Consider the following 23453-nt stretch of genomic DNA (forward strand, 5'->3'; position numbering starts at 1 on the left):
GCGGTTTGAATGAATAATGAATAAGGGTATAAACGGCGGGCAAAACCCGCCGTCTGACACTCAGTTAATCAGAGAAGGCGATTTGATCCGCGATACAATCTTCTCAAGCGTATTGTCGGCATCCTGTAATAAATCGGCTTTCGCGATACGGAATGTGCGATCCAACTCTGCGGTTTTGATGTGTAATTTAATCATTGCACGGCTTTCACTGACAAGTGAAAACGCACTCAGCGGCGCTTCATAGCAGATAGCGTACTGACTCGGGGTAAACAGCAGGTTATCACCCACAATGGCCAGCATCGGGTAATACTGAATGCGCCGTCCGTTAATAAACAGCACAATGCCCACGGCAACCATCAGCCCGCCGATATCCATACCGACAAACAAAATACCCACACCGACAGCCGCCAATATCAGCGCCATATTCATCTGGCGCTGTTTATTAAATTTCAGCAGCACCTCAAACGGTAATTGTGCCAGTTTCGGTACCGGTTTCAGTGACTGATACACGGCGCGGTTATAGTCGTATAAGCTGCCGGCAATAAACACAAATCCCAGCGGAACAAAGATAATACCGCCGATCATCGCCAGGATCATGGACAGCTTCGGCTGGCTGCGTAAAAACGCAAGACTGGCTAACTGCGCCACAAGCCCGCCGCCCATCAGCATTTTCACTGCCGGTATAACTTCCAGCAGTTGCTGCATCTGATAATCCAGCTCGTCGCGGTACGGCTCAAGAGCGGATGGGATCCAGGAAATAATTCCCCAGAAAATCAGGTTCAGAGCCAGACCGACCCACACTGCAATATGTCGTTTTTCCATGTATCCACGCTGTAACAGGCAATAGTGAATGATATATATACGGCGAATGTTAACGCCATATCAATAATTTGGCGAAACTATAGCAAATCAGCATCGGATGTTCATGCCATTTTCAGTAATTTATTTGATACCGGCTCCCGGTCGCGCTAGAATCCCGAGCCTTAATTACGCCCTGCCTTACCGGCAGGGTGCTGACTTGAACTCAGACGGAATACAACATGTTTACACCTGAATTACTCTCTCCGGCGGGATCGCTGAAGAATATGCGCTATGCGTTTGCTTATGGTGCCGATGCCGTTTATGCGGGACAACCCCGCTACAGCCTGCGCGTGCGTAACAACGAATTCAATCACGAAAACCTCGCAATAGGCATTAAAGAAGCCCACGAACAGGGCAAACGATTCTATGTCGTGGTGAATATCGCGCCTCATAATGCCAAACTGAAAACCTTTATCCGTGATCTGGAACCGGTCATTGCGATGGAGCCGGATGCACTGATTATGTCTGATCCCGGCCTTATCATGATGGTGCGCGAGCACTTCCCGCAGATGGACATCCATTTATCTGTCCAGGCGAATGCCGTTAACTGGGCGACAGTGAAATTCTGGCATCAGATGGGACTGACCCGTGTGATCCTCTCCCGCGAACTGTCTCTTGAAGAGATAGCCGATATCCGCAAAAATGTGCCGGAAATCGAGCTGGAAGTCTTTGTCCACGGCGCGCTGTGTATGGCTTACTCCGGCCGCTGCCTGCTCTCCGGATATATCAATAAGCGCGACCCGAACCAGGGTACCTGCACCAATGCCTGCCGCTGGGAATATAAAGTGGAAGAAGGCAAAGAAGATGTGGTCGGTAATATTGTCCACAAGCAGGAGCCTATCCGGGTAAAAAATATTGAACCAACCCTCGGTGCCGGTGCACCGACTGACAAAGTGTTCATGATTGAAGAAGCACAGCGTCCGGGTGAATATATGACCGCGTTCGAAGATGAGCACGGCACTTATATTATGAACTCCAAAGATCTGCGGGCAATCGAGCACGTAGAGAAGCTGACACAGATGGGTGTGCATTCCCTGAAAATTGAAGGACGCACAAAATCCTTCTATTACTGCGCCCGCACCGCACAGGTTTACCGCCGCGCCATTGATGACGCCGTTGCCGGAAAACCGTTTGATGCATCCCTGCTGACTACGCTCGAAGGTCTGGCACATCGTGGTTACACAGAAGGCTTCCTGCGCCGTCATACCCATGAGTCTTATCAGACCTATGAGTACGGTTACTCTGTTTCCGATTCGCAGCAGTTTGTCGGTGAATTTACCGGTAAACGTGTGGATGGTCTTGCCGAAGTCGATGTGAAAAATAAATTTCTTGTCGGCGACAGCTGGAACTGATGACGCCGGACGGCAATATCAGCTTCACTCTGGATTCAATAACCACCCGTAAAGGTGAATCCACTGATGTGGCACCGGGTAACGGACATATTGTATATCTGCCGGTTCCTGATGATGTTGACCTGGAATTTGCTTTGCTTATCCGTAACTTACCGGGTACAAGCACACGTAACCCGCATGTTCCTGACGCCATTGATGCCGCTGCGGCAACAAAATAGGTAAATGTTCTGAATTTTCGAAACCGATCACAACAATCACTCCGGTTATTTCGTAGTATCGGACGAGAAAATGAAGAACTAAAACGTTTATTATAATTCAGGAACCACCTCCTTAGTTGGCTCAATCTCCCTTGAGCCAACCTTTTCTTTTTGTGCGATCCCCCTCTTTTTCCGACAAATCACTGGCATATCTGTATTTCGTTAGCTATTTTTAAATAATTAAACTATACCCAACGTCATTCAGGATGCAGGCAGGCGGCAAGGGAAGACTGAGGGGGAGCATACATCAGTATGTGACCCGGCTGGCTGAGCGTAGCCAACGCACCTGCAGTTTGAATGAATAAGGGTATAATACGGAGTCACTAAATGACCACTCCCCATCTATTAGTTCTTAACGGAAAACGCGCCTCAGATGAACGTATCCGTCAGGCAGTACAACACCTGCGGGACACCGGTGAAAACATTCAGGTACGTGTAACGTGGGAGTCTGATGATATTCCCCGTTTTGTTCAGGAAGCGGTCTCCCTCAATGCCGCCACCGTCATTGCCGCCGGTGGCGACGGAACAATCAATGCGGTATGTAATGCATTAATGCAGCGCCCCTCAGAGAAACGCCCTGTTCTCGGCATCCTGCCGCTTGGCACTGCCAACGACTTCGCTACTGCTGCCGGTATTCCGGCTGACCTGACTGATGCGCTGATGCTGGCGGTAAAAGGTAATGTCACCGCCATTGATATTGGCTGCGTCAATGAATCACGTTATTTCATCAATATGGCAACAGGCGGGTTTGGTCCGAAAATCACCACCGATACCCCGGAGCCTCTGAAAAAGAGCCTCGGCGGAGCTGCCTATTTTCTCCACGGCTTAACCCGTCAGGATCTGCTGAAAGCCGATCACTGCACCATCAGTTGTGACGATTTTCACTGGCAGGATGATGCGCTGGTGATTGGTGTGGGAAATGGCTGTCAGGCCGGGGGCGGACACCGGATCTGTCCGGATGCCCGAATCAATGACGGTCTGCTTAATCTATCCATTCTGCCGGAGCGAAACTGGCCGCGATCACTGTGGAATACTCTGTTTAACGAGGGTAGCGCAGACGGCGTAATCATGAAATACAGCGCACATATCACGATCACCTCAAAGCACGATATGGTGTTTAACCTGGACGGAGAGCCGCTGACAGGACAGCAATTTGACTTTCAGCTGCTGCCTGAAGCGATCCAGTGCCGGTTGCCGCCACACTGCGGGTTGTTATCTTCAACATAATCTATGACAATCCGTGACAATTTTATAACCAACGTCATTCAGAATGCAGGCTTCCCTGCACCAACGAACCTGCGGTTTGAATGAATAAGGCTATTACCCAACGTCATTCACACCACCAACGAACCGGCGGCTTGAATGAATAAGGGTATTACACGTTACAGAAACCGGAGTTTACATACCATGACTGATATCGTTAAATTGTTAGGCAATGATGCTTCTTCCCTTCTCGGACATACCTGCACTACCATTGCAAAAGAAAATCTTTATCTGCCGGGCGATGATTTCGTCACCCGCGTGATGATGGACAACAACCGCCCGAATACAGTCCTGCGCTCTATGCAGTCACTGTTTAGTCACGGACGGCTGGCGGGCACCGGTTATCTGTCTATTTTGCCGGTCGATCAGGGTGTTGAACACTCAGCCGGTGCGTCATTTGCAGCAAACCCGCTCTATTTTGATCCGAAAAATATTGTGGAACTCGCCATCGAAGCCGGCTGTAACTGTGTCGCGTCAACTTACGGCGTACTGGCATCTGTCGCCCGCCGCTACGCACACCGTATTCCGTTCCTGGTTAAAATCAACCACAACGAAACCCTGAGCTTACCGGCACAATATGACCAGACTCTGTATGCCAGTGTAGATCAGGCGTTTGAAATGGGTGCCGTTGCCGTGGGTGCAACAATTTACTTCGGCTCACCTGAATCCCGCCGTCAGATTGAAGAAATTTCCGCCGCCTTTGAACGCGCCCACGAGTTGGGTATGGTGACAGTGCTGTGGGCGTATCTGCGCAATCCTGAGTTCAAAAAAGATGGCGTTGATTACCATGCCAGTGCTGACTTAACCGGGCAGGCTAACCACCTTGCAGCAACGATTGGTGCCGATATCGTTAAACAGAAAATGGCGGAAAACAACGGCGGCTTTAACGCCATCGGTTTCGGTCACACTGATGAGCGGGTCTACAGCAAACTGACCACGGAGAATCCGATTGATCTTGTGCGTTATCAGCTGGCGAACTGCTATATGGGGCGTGCGGGGCTTATCAACTCAGGTGGTGCATCCGGCACCAATGATATGGCTGATGCTGTGCGTACTGCGGTGATTAACAAGCGTGCGGGCGGAATGGGGCTGATTCTGGGGCGCAAAGCCTTTAAGAAATCGATGAAAGACGGGGTTGCATTAATCAATGCGGTGCAGGATGTGTATCTCGATAAGAATGTGACGATTGCGTAATCCTGAAAACACGGGCTGTTTTCTGTCAGTCCGGTGAACCTGCGGATAACGGGCAAAACGAAAAGACGCTGTAAATACTTCCCTGTACGCTCAGGCGCGTCATCCATGACGCGCATGCTTTTCGTTCTGCTGCCCGTTATCCGCATTATTACATCAGCGGCAGATAATTTTATAACAAACGCAGTGTTATCTTTTCTTCTTCTTTCTGCCTGCCTGATTAAAGCGCTGCCGGTTGTTCTCTGTGCTGCTCTCTTTTTTTCTTCTGTTTATCAGATCCCGGATAAACAGGCGGTGCAACATTCACTTTGATATCCCGCTTCTGCGGTTTAGCCGCCGGTTTTTTGACTTTTTTATCTTCTGATGATGATTTTTCAATCGCATCAAAGAGTTCCATCAACTCATCATCCGTTAAATCACGCCATTCGCCCACCGGTAACCCGGTCAGGCTGATATTCATGATACGCACGCGCTCAAGTTTAGTGACTTCATAACCAAAATGTTCACACATCCGGCGGATCTGGCGGTTAAGCCCCTGAACCAGCGTGATACGAAAAGCAAAAGGCGCTTCCTGCTTCACCTTACATTTTTTAGTCACGGTGCCCAGAATCGGCACACCGGCGCTCATGCCGCTGATAAACTCATCCGTCACCGGCTTGTTGACCGTTACCACATACTCTTTCTGATGATCATTACCCGCACGCAGGATTTTATTCACCAGGTCACCGTGGTTTGTCAGAAAAATCAATCCCTGAGAGTCTTTATCCAGGCGACCTATCGGGAAAACACGCTCGCTGTGATTGACAAAATCGACAATATTATTTTTCTCGCCCGCCTCTGTCGTACTGACAATGCCGACCGGTTTATTCAGCGCGATTAAGACCAGGTTATCCTGCTCCCGCGCTTCAATAAGCTGTCCGTTAACTTTCACTACGTCACCAGGCATCACCTGCGAGCCGATAGCCGCACGTTTGCCGTTGATAATCACCAGCCCCTGCTCAATATAGCGGTCTGCATCACGGCGGGAGCAGATGCCGCTTTCGCTGATATATTTGTTAAGACGTACAGACGAATCAGTTTCCATATCTTCCCCCTGAAAAGCGCGCAATATACACGAATTACCGCGTTATATCACCACCACTGATAAAAATGGTGAACCGGCCCCTGTCCGCGCCCGACATCCAGGCTGTCTGCCGCTGCCAGCGCACCGTGTAAATACTGTTTTGCCGCCGCAACCGTGTCATACCAATCCGCACACTGCGGGCGCAATGCCGCCAGTGCCGCAGACAAGGTACATCCGGTACCGTGACTATTTTTGGTCGCAATCCGCGGGGAGGTAAAGCGGCAACTGCCTTCCGGTAAAAATAGCCAGTCAGGGCTTTCCGCGCTGTCAAGATGCCCGCCTTTCAGTAATACCGCTTTTGCACCCGCCGCCAGTAAGGCCCCGCCCTGCTCCTGCATCATTTTTTCATTGGTGGCAGGGTCAGTTTTCAGCAGTGCTGCGGCTTCCGGCAGATTCGGCGTGATAATGGATACATGAGGAAGTAATACTGACATCAATGAATCAACGGCATCGGCGTTTAACAGCGGATCGCCGCTTTTCGCCAACATCACGGTGTCCAGCACCACACAGGGTAATGCATATTGCCGCAATTTATCCGCCACAACCTCAATCACCGCCGCATTGGATAGCATGCCTATCTTGCTGCTGTCGATGCGCACATCCGTTAACACCGCATCCATCTGAGCGGCAATGAAATCAGGATCAACCGGATAAACAGAATTCACACCACAGGTATTTTGTGCCACCAGCGCGGTCATTACTGTTGTGCCGTAAACACCTAATGCCGAAAACGTTTTTAAATCGGCCTGAATACCCGCGCCACCACTCGGGTCAGTTCCGGCAATCGTTAATGCATTAATTCTCACCTGTGCTCCTGTTTATTCCGCCCGGAAACCGCATAATTAATTATACGCATATGCCTGCGGGAAACCACCGCCCATGACGGTCATTCTTTAGCTGTTTATACCCTTATTCATTCAAACTGCAGGTTCGTTGGCAGCATGAAGCCCGCCGGGTCACATACTTGTGTATGCTCCCCGGCAATCGGAGCTTGCCGCCTTCCTGCATCTTGAATGACGTTGGGTATATATGAAATTACCTGAAAAATGAGCATAAAAAAAACCCCGCGCCGGTAAGGGCACGGGGTCTGAATTTGCGTCAGTGATATACACTCGTCATGATAACGGCTATAAGGCTGTCGCATTCATTACGTTAACAGAACATATATCAGAGGCAGATAATCTGCCGGTGATGATTATGCGCCGGTGACGTTAGCCGCAGCAGGACCTTTAGGACCATCCTGCACTTCGAATTCAACTTGTTGGCCTTCAGCAAGTGTTTTAAATCCGTCGGTCATGATTGCAGAGAAATGTACGAATACATCTTTGCTGCCATCAGCTGGAGTGATGAAACCAAAACCTTTTGATTCGTTAAACCACTTAACCGTGCCTTTAAGTTTAGCCATTGATAAAATTCCTATCCTACAAATTGCCAATATTATGGCGAATACAAACTAGTCGTTACTGCTTAAAAAACAGAAGCGTACCTCGTTTACCCATTTGAGTTATCACATAGGATAGTCCGGAAATCAAGTTGTTTTTTCCGGGGGAAGATCTGGTGCACATATTTAGAAATATTAATAACCGATTCCGGTAATATTATGCACAAATTTCATAACCTCTTGTGTTTTAACACATAACGATTTTTCAGTTTTGTGCCTTTTTTAAAAGACAGGTAAGGTTCTCTGGTTCATCATTTCCACACTAAGAATCGGGCTGTTATCTTAGCGTATGGCTATTTTATTTGGCTTTAAATCAGTTTGACTGTGTGAAAATGATATGACGTTTATGTTATTATCATTGTAGTCTATAAATTAACATTTCTTGTTATCAGCAAGATATGCTCAATTCAGGATGCAGGCAGGCGACGAACTCAGCCGGGCATCCGGAAGTATGATGAATATAGCCGTTTTGAAAGAATGGATTATTGTTACACCAGGAGTCATTCATGAAGCTTGCTTTATCTGCCATCAGCGCGCTGACACTCTCTTCGCTGCTGCTCCCTGTCCTCCCCGCGATGGCTCAGGAACAGGTTACATCAAAAAGTGACAACGTCACAAGCGAAGCGCCTGCTTCTGAAGGGCTGTGGGATACCTTTAAACGTAACGTATCCAGGACCTGGGATTCGGATCAATATGATGTGTATGTGCCGTTCTGGACATGGCACAACAGACTGACCTACGACAAAGAAAAAACAGATACGTATAATGAAAAGCCCTGGGGCGCCGGATTCGGTAAATCCTATTATGATGATGATAATGACTGGCATGCGTTATATGCCATGGCATTTAAAGATTCACACAATAAGTGGGAGCCGATTGTCGGTTACGGGTTTCAGAAGATGTGGACACCAAACGGTCTCGGGGGATTTAAAGCCGGTGCCGGTTTTACCCTGGCAGTGACTGCGCGGGATGATTATCACTACATTCCTATCCCGGTGCCTTTGCCGCTGGCATCCATTGAATATAACCGCCTTGCTATTCAGGCTACGTATATTCCGGGCACATACAATAACGGTAACGTATTGTTTATGTGGGCGCGCTGGCAGTTCTGACCATCCGTATATTCTGACCATCAACATAAATAAAAAACCGGGGAATTCCCCGGTTTTTTTTATTGCTTATACCCAACGTCATTCAAGTTATATTTTGCTTGCCCGGCGGCGCTCATAATAACGGTAAGCCAGCCAGAGGAAGGCAATCCAGAGCGGTAACAGAATAACTGAGATCCGCGAGCCATCCATCAGCGCAATCAATACCAGGATAAAGGCCAGGAACGCCAGACAGATATAGTTTCCCCACGGATACCACAGTGCTTTGAAGAACGGCTCCACACCCTCTTTTATCTTCGCCTGACGGAATTTCAGGTTGGAGATGCAGATCATAATCCAGTTAATCACCAGCGTCGTCACCACCAGCGACATCAGCAGAGAAAATGCCTCTTTCGGTAACAGGTAGTTAATCAGTATCCCGGCTGAAGTGACAAGCCCGGAGAGCATAATCGAGTTCACCGGCACGCCGCGCGGAGTGATATTTTTCAGAAATGAAGGTGCATTGCCCTGACGCGCCAGGCTGTAAAGCATCCGGCTGTTGCTGTACACACCGCTGTTATACACAGAGAGTGCCGCCGTCAGTACCACGACATTCAGTGCGTGCGCTATCCAGAAATTAACATTTCCCTGCGACGAATCAGCCGCCCCGAATGCATGACCTATCTCACGGAAAATAAGCACAAACGGGCTGACATCCTCGACAATTTTAGTCCACGGATAAAGTGACAAAATGACGGCAATCGATCCGATATAGAAAATAAGGATACGGTAAACAACCTGGTTTATCGCTTTAGGAATGCTGTAGCGGGGATTTTCCGCTTCTGCCGCCGCCAGCCCGACCAGCTCCAGCCCGCCGAAGGAGAACATAATAATGGCCATGGCAAAAATCAGCCCTTTCCAGCCATTAGGCATAAATCCGCCCAGTTCCCAGAGATTGGTCACAGACGCCTGCGGCCCGCCGGTGTCGCTGAGTAACAGCCAGGCACCAAACAGGATCATACCGAGGATCGCCACGACTTTTATCATGGCAAACCAGAATTCAGTTTCCCCGTAAACTTTGACGTTCACGAGATTTATCAGGTTTATCAGTACAAAGAACACCGCCGCAGACACCCAGGTCGGTACATCCCACCAGAAATTGATGTATTTACCGACGGCTGTCAGCTCAGCCATGCCCACCAGCACAAACATCGCCCAGTAGTTCCAGCCGGATAAAAACCCGGCAAATCCGCACCAGTATTTATGGGCAAAGTGACTAAATGAACCGGCAACCGGCTCTTCCGCCACCATTTCACCAAGCTGGCGCATGATAAGAAATGCAATAAACCCGGCTACTGCATAGCCGAGCAGGACAGAAGGCCCCGCCATCTGAATCGTTTCTGCGGTTCCCAGGAACAACCCTGTACCAACAGCACCACCCAATGCAATAAGCTGTATATGTCTGTTTTTTAAACCACGCTTGAGCGTCTGCTCTTGCTGTACCTCTGACATTTTATCCTCTGTAACGGCCATATTATTATGCTGAACGATGCGTCCGGCGCGCCGTTGGACGGCGCAAAAGTTTAAGCCCGTTATTAAAACATCATTTCACTGACTTGAATACCGTTAACAACAAGATAATCAGAGGGAAAAGACCGACATCACCCCTTCTCAGACGGAATAAATTTTGTAATTTCGCAGATCCCCAACATAAAATCCTCACGCTGGTCACAGTACTTGTCCAGCGCTGCGATATAAAAAAAGCACACCGACAATAATAAGCAGCAAGATAATCACGGCTTTCTTCATTTTTCACCTATTTTCATCTGAATTATACCCGTTAAAAAGATTTAGTTATGTTCCCTGCCAGATGCACGTACCGGCTGATTGAATGTGCCATTTCACAAAAAATCATGTCAGTCCGCAGAAAGTGCATAAACAGATAACGCCCTGTTTTGTCATAATGAAATAAACTTGTATACTTGAAAAACCCTGAAACTGAGTCGAAATCGTAATGCTGCAAGATAATCATATAGCACTGGTGTGCGCCCTTAGTAAGTGGATAGAAAACCATCCGGGTCGCGTTATCCATCTTGAAGAGCTCGCTGCCTATTCTGGGTACTCCCTCTGGCACATGCAGAAAATCTTCAAAGAAGTTGCCGGCATTTCTCTCGGCAAATATATTCGTCAGCGCCGTCTTGCCGGTGCGGTCACTGCTTTGCGCCGCAGTGAACAGACTATCTTTGATATCGCACTGGATTTCGGTTTCGGGTCGCAATCTCACTTCACCTATATGTTCCGCAAAGAATATAACATCACCCCCTACGACTACCGCCAGAATCCTGAGATTGAGCTGGATATCAAAGAGCCCTGGCATTTCACTCACGACTGTAACTAAGGCAACTTAAACAATTAATAACAGAATTATATTTAGTTATATGATTTTGGAATCCGTATTTAGTGTCCGTATTTAAAGGATAAAAGGCCGTCCATCTGCGCTATCACCATGTTCCTCTCTGTTTTTAAAGGCAAATGGCGATATCCTCCGGCAACCGGGCTGTTTTATTGACATATCAGCTAAATGGCGGCATAACATTTTAATGATTTATACTCTGAATAATTCAGGATGCGGGCTGAGCGTAGTCAACGACCCGGCATCCTGAAGTATGACGGGTATATTGTTGTCACTGTTTTCAGGAGTTTGCATGTCCGTAAAACTTATTGCCATTGATCTGGATGGCACTCTGCTTAATTCTTATCACCAGATAACCCCTGCCGTCAGTGCCGCTGTCAGTCGTGCAAAAGAGAAAGGGCTGCATATCATTCTGACCTCCGGACGCCCGTTTAACGGGATCCTGCCGTATCTCACTGAACTGGGACTGAATAAAGAGAACTGTTATTGCATCAGTAATAACGGCGCGGTTATCCATGAGGCTGAAAATGGCGAACCGGTGATGGAAACCCCGATGGATTTTGAGGATTACCGCTATTTTGAGTCGCTGGCGCGGGAAATAAATGTCCATTTCCATGTGCTGAGCAGCAATGAAATGTACACCGCCAACCGGGATATCAGTTATTACACGCTGATGGATGCTTATCTGACGCAGACTCAGCTGAATTACTGCCCGCTGGCAGAGATGGACAGCGAAATGATGTTCAGTAAATTTATGATGATAGATAATCCTGTCCGGCTGAATGAAGCGGCCGGTTTTATTCCGCAGGTTTCTTTCGACAGCTACAATATCTTGCGGACCGCCCCGCATTTTGTGGAAATTTCCGCAATAAATGCCACCAAAGGGAAAGCAGTCGCGCTTATCACTGAAAAACTGGGACTGACACCGGACAAAGTGATGTGTATCGGCGATCAGAATAATGATATTTCCATGCTGGAATATGCCGGTGTCGGCGTTGCGATGGGCAATGCCGCAGAGCATATTAAGCAAAAATCCGGGTTTGTAACCACGACAAATGATGAAGATGGCGTGGCTGTCGCAATCCAAAAATTTGTATAACCGGAATTAAATGTATTCAGATAAATCATTACCCTGCAGGCTTCATGCCGCCAACGAACCTGCAGTTTGAATGAATAAGGGTATATACCCAACGTCATTCAAGATGCAGGCAGGCGGCAAGGGAAGACTGACGGGGAGCATACATCAGTATGTGACCAGGCAGGCTTCATGCCGCCAACGAACCTGCAGTTTGAATGAATAAGGGTAATATTATTTAGAGCCATAACGGTAAACCAATGCCTTCACTCTCGCCAGTGTGTCGGCATCTGCTGCACCATTCACTTTATCTGATCGGAAATGCATCTGGAACGCTTTGATAACATTACGGGTTTTTCCGTCCATTTTGCCGGTAACCGCAATATCATAACCATACTGTTTCAGCGCCTGCTGTAACTCACGGACATTTATCTTATCTGACGGATGACGTCCGGCAAGAAAGCGCTGTACATCGCGTGTTTCAGGCCAGGCGCCTATCCCGCGCTTCGCCAGGTATTCCCACGGAAACATCGGTCCGGGATCCAGTTTACGCTGCGGCGCAATATCACTGTGTCCCACGACATTTTCAGGGCGGATATTATGACGCTCAATAACATCCTGAGCCAGCTTCACAATCAGGTCGATTTGCCCGGTCTGATACGGCAGCCAGCGCTGACCGACAGATAATTTTTCCACACCGAGGTTTACAATCTCAACACCAATGGAGTTTTTATTCAGACTGGTGTCTCCCCGCCAGTAACTTTTCCCGGCATGCCACGCCTCGCTGCCTTCGGGGATCAGCTGTATCACCACCGGTTTACCGTCACGCCGCGCCGGGATTGTCGGTACCAGATACTGCACACTCACCCCTCCGGCAGTCAGCACCCGTAATGATGCCTCATCATTGAGCGCGGTATAATGAAAAACAAGATAATCATTGGGTTTTGACAGCCACGGCTCTTTGATATTCCGCGGATCGACAATAAAATCACCGCGATCAATAAAATGACTCTGATTACTGCATCCTGTTAATACCAGCGCACACACTAAACACACGCAACGCCACATCTTTTTTATCCTGTGAAACAACATGTTATCTTATCCGGTATGGTTACCGGTACTGCGGATCTGTCCCGTTGGTATAACGCACATATTATAATAACAAGGAAAGTATCAGTGCGGTGTATTATGACGACTTCACGGCCCGGGCGCTATGCCCTGAAGGCAGGATCAACTGATGTTTTTGCCGCTGTTTTTGTTCATACGGAGATTAAAATGGATATTTATACCTACCCGAAATCACGCTCCATCCGCGCAACATGGGTGGCCGAAGAGCTTGGACTTGATTATCAGTGCCACTTTGTCAATGTGATGTCTGCTACAAAACACACGCCCGGGAAAAATCAAAAAGTCCCGGCTCTGGTTGACGGGGATATGGTTATCTTCGAATCATCCGCTATTTGTATTTATCTGGCACAAGCCTATGGTAACGGGCAACTTTATCCGCAGGATCTGCGCGAACAGGCAGTCGTCAATCAGTGGCTGGCCTATATTATTTCAGAGCTGGAAGCCCCGCTCTGGACTATTCTCAAACATGCGGTTGTCTGGCCTGAAACCCTACGCAATCCGGCGCTGATTGAGCCGGCTAAAGCTGATTTCCTGCGGGCAATTGTCCTGATTGAGCAAGAGATCAGCGGAAAAACAGGGTTATGTAATAATACGTTTTCTGTGGCAGATATCTTTTTGTTTCACATATCGCGCTGGGCAACGACACTGGGCCTGCCGATATCCGAAACACTGACACAGTATGTTGCCGCACTTGAGACGCGTCCGGCATTGCACCGCGCCCGTCTGCGGGAAGAAGCCGCGGCAAATACCGCAGGCTAATCAAAAACACCCGCAGCTGCGGGTGTCTTTACTTATATTCGTATTTACTGCCTGTCCGGATTTTCCGTAAGGTCATACTGCTGTGATGCGGCTTTCAAAACGGCAATATCAGAGGCACAAATCAGCGGTCTGAGTGCGGTAAATTTCGCTTCCGGCCAGTCATACAGTGCCAGCGCCCGCAGCTCACGGATGGTGTCATCATCAAACCGGGAACGGATATAGGTTGCCGGATTACCGCCGACAATAGTATAAGGCGGCACATCACGGACAACCACACTGTTTGCCGCAATAACCGCGCCCTCACCAATCGTCACGCCGGGCATTACCATCGCCCGCATGCCAATCCAGGCACCATCTCCGATATGCGTATCACCTTTACCGATATACGCGGCATCAATGACATCCTCAAACGGATAAAGACTGAACCAGTCATGGCGGTGTGTATGATTACCGCCCATCAGGATCACCGCTTCCGCTCCGATACAGACATAATCACCGATATATAATTTATCGACATCCCAGCTGAGCTGCCAGTCACGACTGACCTCATCGCCCTGTAAATAGCGGACGACCGAGCTCTCAAAGCCCTTGTCCCAGCAATCGCTGTAATAACTGTGGGTGCCTTTAATATAGATATTCGGGTTAGTCACGGTTTCATGTAACCGCTCACAGACGGACCAATGTTTCTGTTTCATGGTAAATCTCAATTTTATAAAATGATTACCACAGAACGCTGTTCTATGGTGATGTATTCGCGTTCAAAAATACATCACTCCGGGCAATAATCGCCCGTTTCAGACGCGGGTTTTCCATCACTGTCTCCCGTTTATAAAAACACCCGCCGGAGCGGGTGCAAAAGAAAGGTTTCTTACTATCTTAACTAATTTGCTTTCTGTTCAACCAGCGGCTCGGGCGCATCTTCCCAGATACCGTCCTCAACCTGCTTTTGGATTTCAGGATAAAGGTTGATGTCAAAGTGCGGTAATTTTCCCGCTTTGCGCTGTTGGTTATAATCTTTTGCCAGCTTAAATGCAACGCCGGACAACAGCAGAATCGCGATCAGATTAGTCACCGCCATCAGACCCATCGAGAAATCTGCCATTTTCCAGACTAACGGCATTTCCGATAAAGCACCAAACATAACCATTCCCAGAGACGCCAACCGCAGGACAAACAGCCCTTTGGTGTGTTTATGCTCCAGGAAGACCATATTGCTTTCTGCATAAGCATAGTTCGCAATAATCGAGGTAAAAGCAAAAAAGAAGATAGCTACCGCGACAAAAATAGCGCCCCAGTCACCAATCACTGAACTGAGTGCCAACTGTGTGATCTCAATTCCGTTCACCTGATCCGGCGGATTATCCAGCACGCCTGACGACAAAATAATAATCGCTGTTGCGCTGCAAATCACAATGGTATCCATAAAGACACCCAGCATCTGGACATAGCCCTGAGACACCGGATGTGGCGGAAACGGAGCCGCGGATGCTGCCGCATTCGGTGCCGAACCCATACCGGCTTCATTAGAGAACAATCCGCGCTGCACACCATTAATCATCGCCTGTGCCACACCATAACCCACCGCACCGGATACCGCTTCCTGCAAGCCAAACGCACTTTTTATGATAAGCAGGAATATCTCCGGCAGGCGCTCGGCATAATGCCCCATCACCCAGAACGCGAGGATCAGATAAGCAACCGCCATGACGGGTACAACTAACTCAGCCACCCGGGCAATAGAGCGCACACCACCGAAAATAATGATCCCGCAAAGCACCACCAGCCCGATACCGACGTACCCCTCATCTGCGCCAAATGCCATTTTTGATGCCTGTGCAATAGAGTTAGCCTGCACAGCATTAAACACCAGCCCGAATGCAATAATCAGCAGAACAGAGAAAATCACACCCATCCAGCGGGCTTTCAAACCCCGCTCCATATAATAAGCAGGTCCGCCCCGGTAATTTCCCTGATCGTCACGGGTTTTATAAAGTTGCGCCAGTGTACTTTCAATAAAAGAGGTCGCCATACCGATTAATGCGACCACCCACATCCAGAAAATAGCGCCCGGTCCGCCGGCTGTCAGCGCGATTGCAACACCGGTCAGATTTCCGGTGCCGACCCGTGCTGCCAGGCTGGTGCAGAGTGCCTGAAATGGCGAGATGCCGGATTTATCCGATTTCTTACTGTGCTTTAACACACTGAACATATGTCCGAAGTGACGGAATTGGATAAATCCGGTACGGACAGTAAAATACAATCCGACGCCAAGTAATAAATAGATAAGCAGGTGGTTCCAGAGCAGTCCGTTTAACGTATTAATTATGTCGGTCAAAGTTATACCTCTTTATATTGCTATGGCAGGTTTTCGGCAAACAATCGCCTTAACGAATGACAGGTAATATAGGTGTTGTCATCTCTGAACTATTATTATTGTTTAAAAAAAAAGACACCCTCTTATTAAAAATCAACCAGACTTTACCATAAGAGTTATTTTCCTGTATATTTTTTTTATTCATTTTTTTTTGTTTTCTATTTATACACGTTACTGTTTAATGTAAATCAGACCGCACGTAAAAAACAAAAAATCGCACATAAAAAATGAAAAAAATTATAATTAAAAATCAAAATAAAAAACAATGACTTAATGAGGGCGCGTCGGTGGCGGTTAAATTACACTGGTATCACTTTCAATTTATAGCCTTAATCATCGCGCTACTTTATCTAAAACATATGTTTAATTTAATCGTATATTACTTCTGCTATTTTTATTTTACTTTCCTATGTTACTTATGATTTAAACATAACCATTAACCCAGGTAAATCATTACAGATAACCGGGGGCATCTCTAACGGCTGTATAATTATTTAAATAAACCAATAGGGAATAGCTATTATGTATTTATGTTTAATTTTTACTGATATATTAATGGGTGTGAGTCCGGATATATTTTCAAGCTATTATATCAGGTGATACCGTATAATAGATCACTCTCCTGTCGGTTCTCTGAAAACACAGAAAACCCGGTTTTACCCAAAGAAGGAGGTAAACATTGCATTCAGACACAAACCCGGTAAAAAACACTTCCCGTACAGGCAACTTTACGCTAACCTATCGCTATATAATCTGTTATATATCGGATTGTATGCATTGCTCTTAATATATATTTTTGCCGGTCAGCTGACCGGCAATTTTTTTTACCTGAAATTTATATTATTATCACCGGTAAACAATCACGCTGCGGCAACAAATTTATCATAATTTATTCTGTTACGGGTCTTTTGTGTGATGTAAACTATCTGCATCAGTTTAACTAATGTAACCGTTATGTCCTCTCTGCAACTCGTACTGACTATCTATGCCACAGTGGGTCTTTTTTTCATTTATTCTGACCTTTTTTCTGACAAAAGATCCGAACCCGCTTTTTCGCCTGCTCAGTTGTCTGCTGATAGCCCTGACCTGGCCGATGTCATTACCGGTGGTTATTCTGTTTTCATTGTTCTGATCACGCCTATTGAACTGACAGATCCAACGTCAGATATCACGGCGGGGGAAGCAAGTAAAAATACTCATGAAAGGAGCAATAAAGGAGAACAGCAACCACAAGAGGAATAAAGACTGTGGCGGTGTTCTCCTTTACTAAGGTAATTAGTCTGCTGTTGTAGAAAAAAGTAAAAACAGTAACACCATTCAGAAATAATAACGCAGAAAATCAATCCATCGCATTGATAGCTTTTTCATAAATTACATTCATGAAATCATCATTCTGTTGTTCTGAATATATTTCCAACATAACCTGAATGGCTTCTTTGGTAACAGGCTCGCCACTTTTGCATAAAAGGACTGCCGCCCTGCCAATTACCTGGCAAATTTCTCCATAGACATATGCGTCGCTTACTCGTTCTGAAATCATAATTGTGCCTATTTGTCTTATAATATAACTACTCCCCTGTCCGTCCTGTACCGAAGGAAAGGGATTGCTGTTCACTAATGCGTCAGTAAGAATAATCCAAAAAAAAAACTCTCAATAATTAATTATCGTCACATTGCGATTAATGTTCAAAGAAAAACATAATATTCAGGTAGCACTTTTCAAAAAACATAAAATGCTCATTTATTTTCAATATTTTACACTATTTAGGTGTTATCCCTGACTGTTATTGTTACTTCTGAGTTACATTTCGATAAATACTATATCATGCGATATATACTTTTTTCGCCACCAATATACATAAATTTATAAAAAATTTCTGCGACTCAATAACAGACTATATTATGATTATCTTAATGAATGCCGGCCCCTGTGCCGTACTCACTTATTGATTATATTAATCATATAAAATATCAATACTTCTTCAACAAGCAGAGATTCTCTTTATTACTTAACATTTAGTGTGGGTTTTCAGTATTTACACACTACGATAGTCATAAGCATTAACCAGTAATCAATAAAAGAAATATACGTATCATTTACTTTATTCTTCAACCCGGGAATTTATTGATTGCATAATTTCACTTACGATATTATTTCATTATCTTCATTCTTTTATTATTTACCCGCGTTATATAATAAATAAACACCCCGCAACTTTGCTTAATCTTATTTAGAATACTCATCGTGCGGGTTAATATCTTACATTCCCCTGAAAAGGTCCGGACCAGACAGGATCTGCCACATTTTTAAACAAATCTGTCGTAAACAAGACATCTTGTTTTACAAAATATTAATAATTAACATTATCGCTGCCGATACCAGTTTTTTATAGTTGTATTCCCCCGGATTTCCCATTATGATTCGCGCCTTTGAATAGTGTGTCTCTCTTTTATTTATCTGATTGAGGTTATATGAGCTCTACTCGTATTGCGAATCCCGGCCCGTTAGGCTTACTGGGATTTGGTATGACAACTATCTTGCTGAATGTTCACAACGCAGGATTTTTCCCGATGGCATCCGTTATCCTGAGCATGGGAATTTTCTACGGCGGAATAGCACAGATAATTGCAGGTATTTTTGAGTTTAAGAAAGGAAATACATTCGGCGCGACTGCATTTACCTCTTACGGTTTTTTCTGGATAAGTCTTGTCGGCATCATGGTTATGCCGTCAATGGGATTCGGCGTTGAAACCAGCCATGAATTCCTGGCTGTTTATCTGGCGTTGTGGGGTATTTTCTCTTTCTTTATGTTTATTGCCACACTGAAGGCGAACATTGCGCTGAGCGCAGTATTCTTCTTACTGGTTATTTTGTTTGCTTTACTCGTTATCGGAAATGCTACCGGTAATGCAACAATACTGAAATTTGCCGGTTATGAAGGGATCCTGTGTGGTGCCGTCGCATTCTATCTGGCCATGGCTGAAGTTCTGAACGAACAATACGGCCGGACCATTTTACCGATTGGCGAACGCCACGCGTAATAACCCTGAATTATCCGTATTAAAAAACCCGTTCACTACTCAGTGAACGGGTTTTTATTTATTCTGCCCAACATATACCCAACGTCATTCAAAAGGGTATATAAGGGTAATAATCAGAAACTCAGCCCGGCACCCAGATATGCACCATCGGCAATCCGGTTTTCATGACCGTTGTTTGATTCCACTTCAATTTTGCGATAGCCGGCGTTCACACTAAGCGGCGCAAAAACTGTCCAGTTAGCACCCACATTCGCTTCTTTATATGAATCGTTACCGGATACCAGTGCTGACGGCGCACCATAATATTCACCGTAAACACTCAGTGACGGCATAATACTCCACGCCACACCCACGCCGGGTGCAACTGCCAGTCCTTTTTTGCCGGAATCCGGGTCCAGATACAGCGCTTTCCCGCCGATGCTGGCAGAGACAGGACCTAACGGAAAGGCAAATTTAGCTCTGGCACCGCCGAGCTGACCCGCATGATCACTGCGCGCCCAGTTACCATCAAACGATAAACCGGCATTCGGGTTACCGAAACCAACATTCATATCGGTATATTTCTTACCGGCCTGCATACTCATTGATACCGCATTTGCCGCACCAGCAACAAACATCAGTGATGCAGCCGCAGCCGCCATATATTTTTTTCATTATGCCACCACATTAAAATCAGACAGGGTTCTGAGCATTTTCTCTGAAATGCTAACCATTTGAAAGTTAATAATTTACTATTTATGTAAAGTTATCTATACCCAATGTCATTCAGGATGTAGCCAACGAACCTGCAGTTTGAATGAATAAGGATATCCACACGATCAATAGGTCTAACCAATCTATCAAATCGACACATTCTTTTTCTTACAGTGCTATATTTTATACCAAGTCAAAAATTCAGATAAAAACAATAATGCTGCGCAAAATTTCTGACTAACCACACTGCTGATTGTGTACATCGCGCTAGTTTCTGCATCTCAGCTTGTTTGTTTATTTTACCGACTGGAGATATGTGATGAAAAAGAAAGGATTAACCACAGCGGCGGGCGCACCCGTTGTTGATAATAATAATGTGATAACCGCCGGAAAACGCGGACCGATGTTATTACAGGATGTCTGGTTTCTTGAAAAACTAGCGCATTTCGACCGCGAAGTGATCCCTGAGCGCCGTATGCATGCCAAAGGCTCCGGTGCATTTGGTACATTTACCGTCACGCACGATATCAGCCGCTTTACCCGCGCTAAATTGTTTTCTCAGGTTGGCAAAAAAACTGACATGTTTGCCCGCTACTCAACCGTTGCCGGTGAACGTGGTGCCGCTGATGCAGAGCGCGATATCCGCGGATTTGCGCTGAAGTTTTATACGGAAGAAGGTAACTGGGATATGGTGGGTAATAATACCCCGGTATTCTACCTGCGTGACCCGCTGAAATTCCCGGATCTGAACCATGTTGTTAAACGGGATCCGCGTACTAATCTGCGCAATATGGCGTATAAATGGGATTTCTTCTCGCATCTGCCTGAATCACTGCACCAGTTAACCATTGATGTCAGTGATCGCGGTCTGCCACAGAGTTTTCGCCACATGCACGGCTTCGGCAGCCATACTTACAGCTTTATCAACAGTGATAATGAACGTTTCTGGGTGAAATTCCACTTCCGTTGCCAGCAGGGGATCGCCAACCTGATGGATGATGAAGCCGAACAATTAATCGGTAAAGATCGCGAGAGTTCACAGCGCGACCTTTATGATGCAATTGAAAACGGGGATTATCCGCGCTGGAATCTGCAAATTCAGGTAATGCCGGAAACGGATGCCGCAAAAGTCCCGTATAACCCGTTTGATTTAACCAAAGTCTGGCCGCATGCGGATTATCCGCTGATGGATGTCGGTTATTACGAACTGAACCGCAACCCGGAGAATTATTTCTCTGATGTGGAGCAGGCTGCATTCAATCCCGCCAACGTAGTGCCGGGGATTGGTTTCTCACCGGACAAAATGTTGCAGGGGCGCTTGTTCTCCTACGGCGATACACAGCGTTATCGTTTAGGTGTGAACCATAGCCAGATACCTGTCAATAAGCCACGCTGCCCGTTCCATAATTATCACCGTGACGGCGCTATGCGTATCGATGGTAACAGCGGTAACAGTGAAACTTATGAGCCGAACAGTGCCGGGCTTTTTCAGGAACAGCCGGATTTCAGCGAGCCGCCATTAACCATTGAAGGGGCTGCTGATCACTGGAACCACCGCGAAGATACTGATTATTTCAGCCAGCCGCGTGCGCTGTATGAATTACTCAGTGATGCCGAGCATCAGCGCATGTTTGCCCGTATCGCCGGGGAGCTTATTCAGGCTGCACCGCAAACACAGGCACGTCAGATTGATCTGTTTAAACAGGTTCATCCGGGCTACGGTGCCGGTGTGGAAGCCGCAATGGCAAAACTGAAGAAATAACAGACTACTGTTAATATATAACCGGAGAGGTCGTGCACCTCTGCGGTTTTTTGTTATTTACAAGAACATAATAAAAAGAGTTTCTATAAATAAAACCCACAAAACCCCTGCCAGATAATTTTGTCACCATAATGTAATTACCTAACCAATAAGTGTTATCACGTATATTCATTACTATATTTATACTTTATTTGCTAAAAAATATAATTGTTAATATATTCATAGAGTAAATAATCTTACTTTAATATAGGTGTTGTCATGTCTGATACATCAACAGCAATTAGCAGTTTACTTATGAGTAACTCAGAATTCATTCTCATCGGTCTAACCGGGAGAACAGGTTCTGGTTGCACAACTACTGCAAAATTGCTAGGAACAAAAATATTAACATTCCCTGAATCTAATCTCGTTGAAAATATATATTCAGGTTTAAACTCTATACGATACAAAATTATAAAGAATTATACGAAAAACCACTGGATCGATTTTGATGTTATAACTATTAGTAATCTATTGACACTATATGCTTTGAAGACAGGTAAGGATAACTTCATTGGCTTTGTCAAACAAATTATTTCTAGTGATAAAAAACCAACTCTACAAAATTCAAATTTTGAACAAATATCTCAAATATTCTCTGATTGTAGGAATGATATTAATTTCAAACAGGATTTTTTAAAACTACTGGAGAGAGACTGTCAAGAAAACTATAGAACTATAAAAATAGAGCATAATGAATTTTTCAAAATATTAAAAGAATACTCTATTAAATTTAAAGAATCACTTAATAAAATAAACAATGGATTGTATATCAAAGTTTATCAAGAAATTGGTAACTCAATACGAAAAATAGGGAAAATCGACGGTGCTTATGCAGATAAAGAATTGGATACGGAAAATATATTTATAATTCCAGAGCTTATAAATACATTAGTTAAAATAATTAAATTAAATAATAACGCCGAAAACAAACTTACACGTATAGCTATTGATACCCTAAGAAACCCATATGAAGTTAAGTTTTTTAGAGATCGATACTCTGCATTCCACTTAATATCAATTAATACTAATGATGAAGATAGGCAAGCCTACCTGAGAAAGCACAGACAATTTTCTGATAGCGAAATTGATGATATTGATAAAAAAAGAAAGTGGCAAGTTAATAAAATCAACTACTGATGACTATCATTATTTCACATCACAGAATGTGAAAAAGTGTATTGAACTATCAGATATTCATTTTTACAATCCAAAGCATGAACCAGATAATAATAACGCTCTAAAGTCACAGATCGCATGGTATATAGGATTAATGTTACATCCTGGATTAATAACACCAACTACGATGGAAAGAACAATGCAGATTGCATATGCTGCAAAACTCAACTCAGGATGTATATCCAGGCAAGTAGGTGCTGTCGTTCTTGATTCTGAAAATTCAATAAAATCTGTTGGATGGAATGATGTACCAAAAGGTCAACTTCCTTGCTCCTTACGTTCACTTGATGGATTGGAAAATGATTTTCAGAAAAAAAAAATACAGTCCATTTGAGAGAAATAATACTGACTTCAGAGAAAAAGCCAAGCATTTGTTTGAAATATTTTCATCGGAAGAATATGATGGAGCTATG

The 23453-nt window shown here is 45.5% G+C and carries 22 protein-coding genes and 1 pseudogene; 12 read left to right on the top strand and 11 right to left on the bottom strand.

The genetic code is table 11. The annotated features are described in order from the left end of the window. Positions 1–60 precede the first annotated feature (60 nt). Positions 61–822, bottom strand: coding sequence for a hypothetical protein (locus tag AYY16_RS06060; RefSeq protein ID WP_067363367.1), 762 nt, complete (start codon positions 820–822; stop codon positions 61–63). Positions 823–1040: 218 nt separating this feature from the next. On the opposite strand from AYY16_RS06060, the pseudogene trhP reads away from it, so the two are divergent. The 3 genes and pseudogenes from trhP (at position 1041) to fbaB (ending at position 4927) form a co-directional block, all read left to right on the top strand. Then, positions 1041–2431 (top strand): annotated as a pseudogene (trhP, locus tag AYY16_RS06065) (prephenate-dependent tRNA uridine(34) hydroxylase TrhP). Between the two features lie 366 nt (positions 2432–2797). Continuing rightward, positions 2798–3697: a lipid kinase YegS gene (gene yegS / locus AYY16_RS06070; RefSeq protein ID WP_067363370.1), complete on the top strand. Its 900-nt coding sequence runs from the start codon at positions 2798–2800 to the stop codon at positions 3695–3697. 180 nt (positions 3698–3877) lie between these two features. Next, positions 3878–4927 (top strand): class I fructose-bisphosphate aldolase, encoded by a 1050-nt coding sequence (fbaB, locus tag AYY16_RS06075; protein WP_067364790.1) that lies wholly within the window; start codon positions 3878–3880, stop codon positions 4925–4927. Positions 4928–5144: 217 nt separating this feature from the next. Here fbaB and rluF read toward each other — a convergent pair whose 3' ends face one another. The 3 genes from rluF to cspE all read right to left on the bottom strand — a co-directional run bounded on the left by rluF (position 5145) and on the right by cspE (position 7452). Then, positions 5145–6008, bottom strand: coding sequence for a 23S rRNA pseudouridine(2604) synthase RluF (rluF, locus tag AYY16_RS06080; RefSeq protein WP_156664956.1), 864 nt, complete (start codon positions 6006–6008; stop codon positions 5145–5147). A 47-nt stretch (positions 6009–6055) separates the two neighbouring features. After that, positions 6056–6853 (bottom strand): bifunctional hydroxymethylpyrimidine kinase/phosphomethylpyrimidine kinase, encoded by a 798-nt coding sequence (gene thiD / locus AYY16_RS06085; RefSeq protein WP_067363373.1) that lies wholly within the window; start codon positions 6851–6853, stop codon positions 6056–6058. Between the two features lie 389 nt (positions 6854–7242). After that, positions 7243–7452 (bottom strand): transcription antiterminator/RNA stability regulator CspE, encoded by a 210-nt coding sequence (gene cspE, locus AYY16_RS06090; RefSeq protein ID WP_067363376.1) that lies wholly within the window; start codon positions 7450–7452, stop codon positions 7243–7245. 542 nt (positions 7453–7994) lie between these two features. Here cspE and pagP point away from each other — a divergent pair. Beyond that, entirely contained in the window at positions 7995–8600 is a 606-nt protein-coding gene (pagP, locus tag AYY16_RS06095; protein WP_067363378.1) for a lipid IV(A) palmitoyltransferase PagP, read from the top strand. Between the two features lie 87 nt (positions 8601–8687). Here pagP and AYY16_RS06100 read toward each other — a convergent pair whose 3' ends face one another. Both AYY16_RS06100 and mgrB read right to left on the bottom strand, forming a co-directional pair. Then, entirely contained in the window at positions 8688–10088 is a 1401-nt protein-coding gene (locus AYY16_RS06100) for an amino acid permease (protein ID WP_067364793.1), read from the bottom strand. 149 nt (positions 10089–10237) lie between these two features. After that, a complete protein-coding gene (gene mgrB / locus AYY16_RS19580) occupies positions 10238–10345 on the bottom strand; it encodes a PhoP/PhoQ regulatory lipoprotein MgrB (protein ID WP_235846251.1) in 108 nt (35 codons plus the stop codon). A 245-nt stretch (positions 10346–10590) separates the two neighbouring features. Between mgrB and AYY16_RS06105 the strand changes: the two genes are divergently transcribed. Together AYY16_RS06105 and yidA are read left to right on the top strand one after the other, a co-directional pair. Next, on the top strand, positions 10591–10974 hold the full coding sequence (locus tag AYY16_RS06105; protein WP_067363382.1) for a helix-turn-helix domain-containing protein: 384 nt from the start codon (positions 10591–10593) through the stop codon (positions 10972–10974). A 307-nt stretch (positions 10975–11281) separates the two neighbouring features. Beyond that, a complete protein-coding gene (yidA, locus tag AYY16_RS06110) occupies positions 11282–12088 on the top strand; it encodes a sugar-phosphatase (protein WP_067363385.1) in 807 nt (268 codons plus the stop codon). A gap of 210 nt (positions 12089–12298) precedes the next feature. On the opposite strand, the gene AYY16_RS06115 is transcribed toward yidA, so the two are convergent. Beyond that, positions 12299–13132 carry an N-acetylmuramoyl-L-alanine amidase gene (locus tag AYY16_RS06115; protein ID WP_067363388.1) on the bottom strand — a complete coding sequence of 278 codons (834 nt, stop codon included), beginning with the start codon at positions 13130–13132 and terminating at the stop codon, positions 12299–12301. Between the two features lie 120 nt (positions 13133–13252). Here AYY16_RS06115 and AYY16_RS06120 point away from each other — a divergent pair, with 120 nt between their 5' ends. Further along, entirely contained in the window at positions 13253–13951 is a 699-nt protein-coding gene (locus AYY16_RS06120) for a glutathione S-transferase family protein (RefSeq protein WP_223861123.1), read from the top strand. A gap of 44 nt (positions 13952–13995) precedes the next feature. Here the strand turns inward: AYY16_RS06120 and AYY16_RS06125 are convergent, their stop codons facing one another. After that, positions 13996–14646 (bottom strand): CatB-related O-acetyltransferase, encoded by a 651-nt coding sequence (locus tag AYY16_RS06125; RefSeq protein WP_067363391.1) that lies wholly within the window; start codon positions 14644–14646, stop codon positions 13996–13998. 185 nt (positions 14647–14831) lie between these two features. After that, positions 14832–16286 (bottom strand): alanine/glycine:cation symporter family protein, encoded by a 1455-nt coding sequence (locus AYY16_RS06130; RefSeq protein WP_067363395.1) that lies wholly within the window; start codon positions 16284–16286, stop codon positions 14832–14834. A gap of 1024 nt (positions 16287–17310) precedes the next feature. On the opposite strand from AYY16_RS06130, the gene AYY16_RS06135 reads away from it, so the two are divergent. After that, the gene (locus AYY16_RS06135) at positions 17311–17457 is read left to right on the top strand and encodes a GhoT/OrtT family toxin (RefSeq protein ID WP_156664957.1); all 147 of its coding nucleotides are present in this window, start codon (positions 17311–17313) and stop codon (positions 17455–17457) included. Positions 17458–17664: 207 nt separating this feature from the next. On the opposite strand, the gene AYY16_RS06140 is transcribed toward AYY16_RS06135, so the two are convergent. Then, positions 17665–17865 (bottom strand): hypothetical protein, encoded by a 201-nt coding sequence (locus AYY16_RS06140; RefSeq protein WP_067363398.1) that lies wholly within the window; start codon positions 17863–17865, stop codon positions 17665–17667. A 932-nt stretch (positions 17866–18797) separates the two neighbouring features. Between AYY16_RS06140 and satP the strand changes: the two genes are divergently transcribed. Continuing rightward, positions 18798–19367: an acetate uptake transporter gene (satP, locus tag AYY16_RS06145; RefSeq protein WP_067363401.1), complete on the top strand. Its 570-nt coding sequence runs from the start codon at positions 18798–18800 to the stop codon at positions 19365–19367. A gap of 113 nt (positions 19368–19480) precedes the next feature. On the opposite strand, the gene AYY16_RS06150 is transcribed toward satP, so the two are convergent. Continuing rightward, the gene (locus AYY16_RS06150) at positions 19481–20008 is read right to left on the bottom strand and encodes a YfaZ family outer membrane protein (protein WP_067363404.1); all 528 of its coding nucleotides are present in this window, start codon (positions 20006–20008) and stop codon (positions 19481–19483) included. 371 nt (positions 20009–20379) lie between these two features. Between AYY16_RS06150 and AYY16_RS06155 the strand changes: the two genes are divergently transcribed. The 3 genes from AYY16_RS06155 to AYY16_RS20915 all read left to right on the top strand — a co-directional run bounded on the left by AYY16_RS06155 (position 20380) and on the right by AYY16_RS20915 (position 23374). Then, positions 20380–21822: a catalase gene (locus AYY16_RS06155; protein ID WP_067363409.1), complete on the top strand. Its 1443-nt coding sequence runs from the start codon at positions 20380–20382 to the stop codon at positions 21820–21822. 258 nt (positions 21823–22080) lie between these two features. Further along, positions 22081–23001, top strand: coding sequence for a nucleoside/nucleotide kinase family protein (locus AYY16_RS20910; protein ID WP_235846227.1), 921 nt, complete (start codon positions 22081–22083; stop codon positions 22999–23001). Next, entirely contained in the window at positions 22958–23374 is a 417-nt protein-coding gene (locus AYY16_RS20915; RefSeq protein WP_235846228.1) for a cytidine/deoxycytidylate deaminase family protein, read from the top strand. The genes AYY16_RS20910 and AYY16_RS20915 overlap by 44 nt, the downstream gene beginning before the upstream one ends. Positions 23375–23453 lie beyond the last annotated feature (79 nt).

The sequence above is a fragment of the Morganella psychrotolerans genome (assembly GCF_001676155.1).
Taxonomy (GTDB): Bacteria; Pseudomonadota; Gammaproteobacteria; order Enterobacterales; family Enterobacteriaceae; genus Morganella; species Morganella psychrotolerans.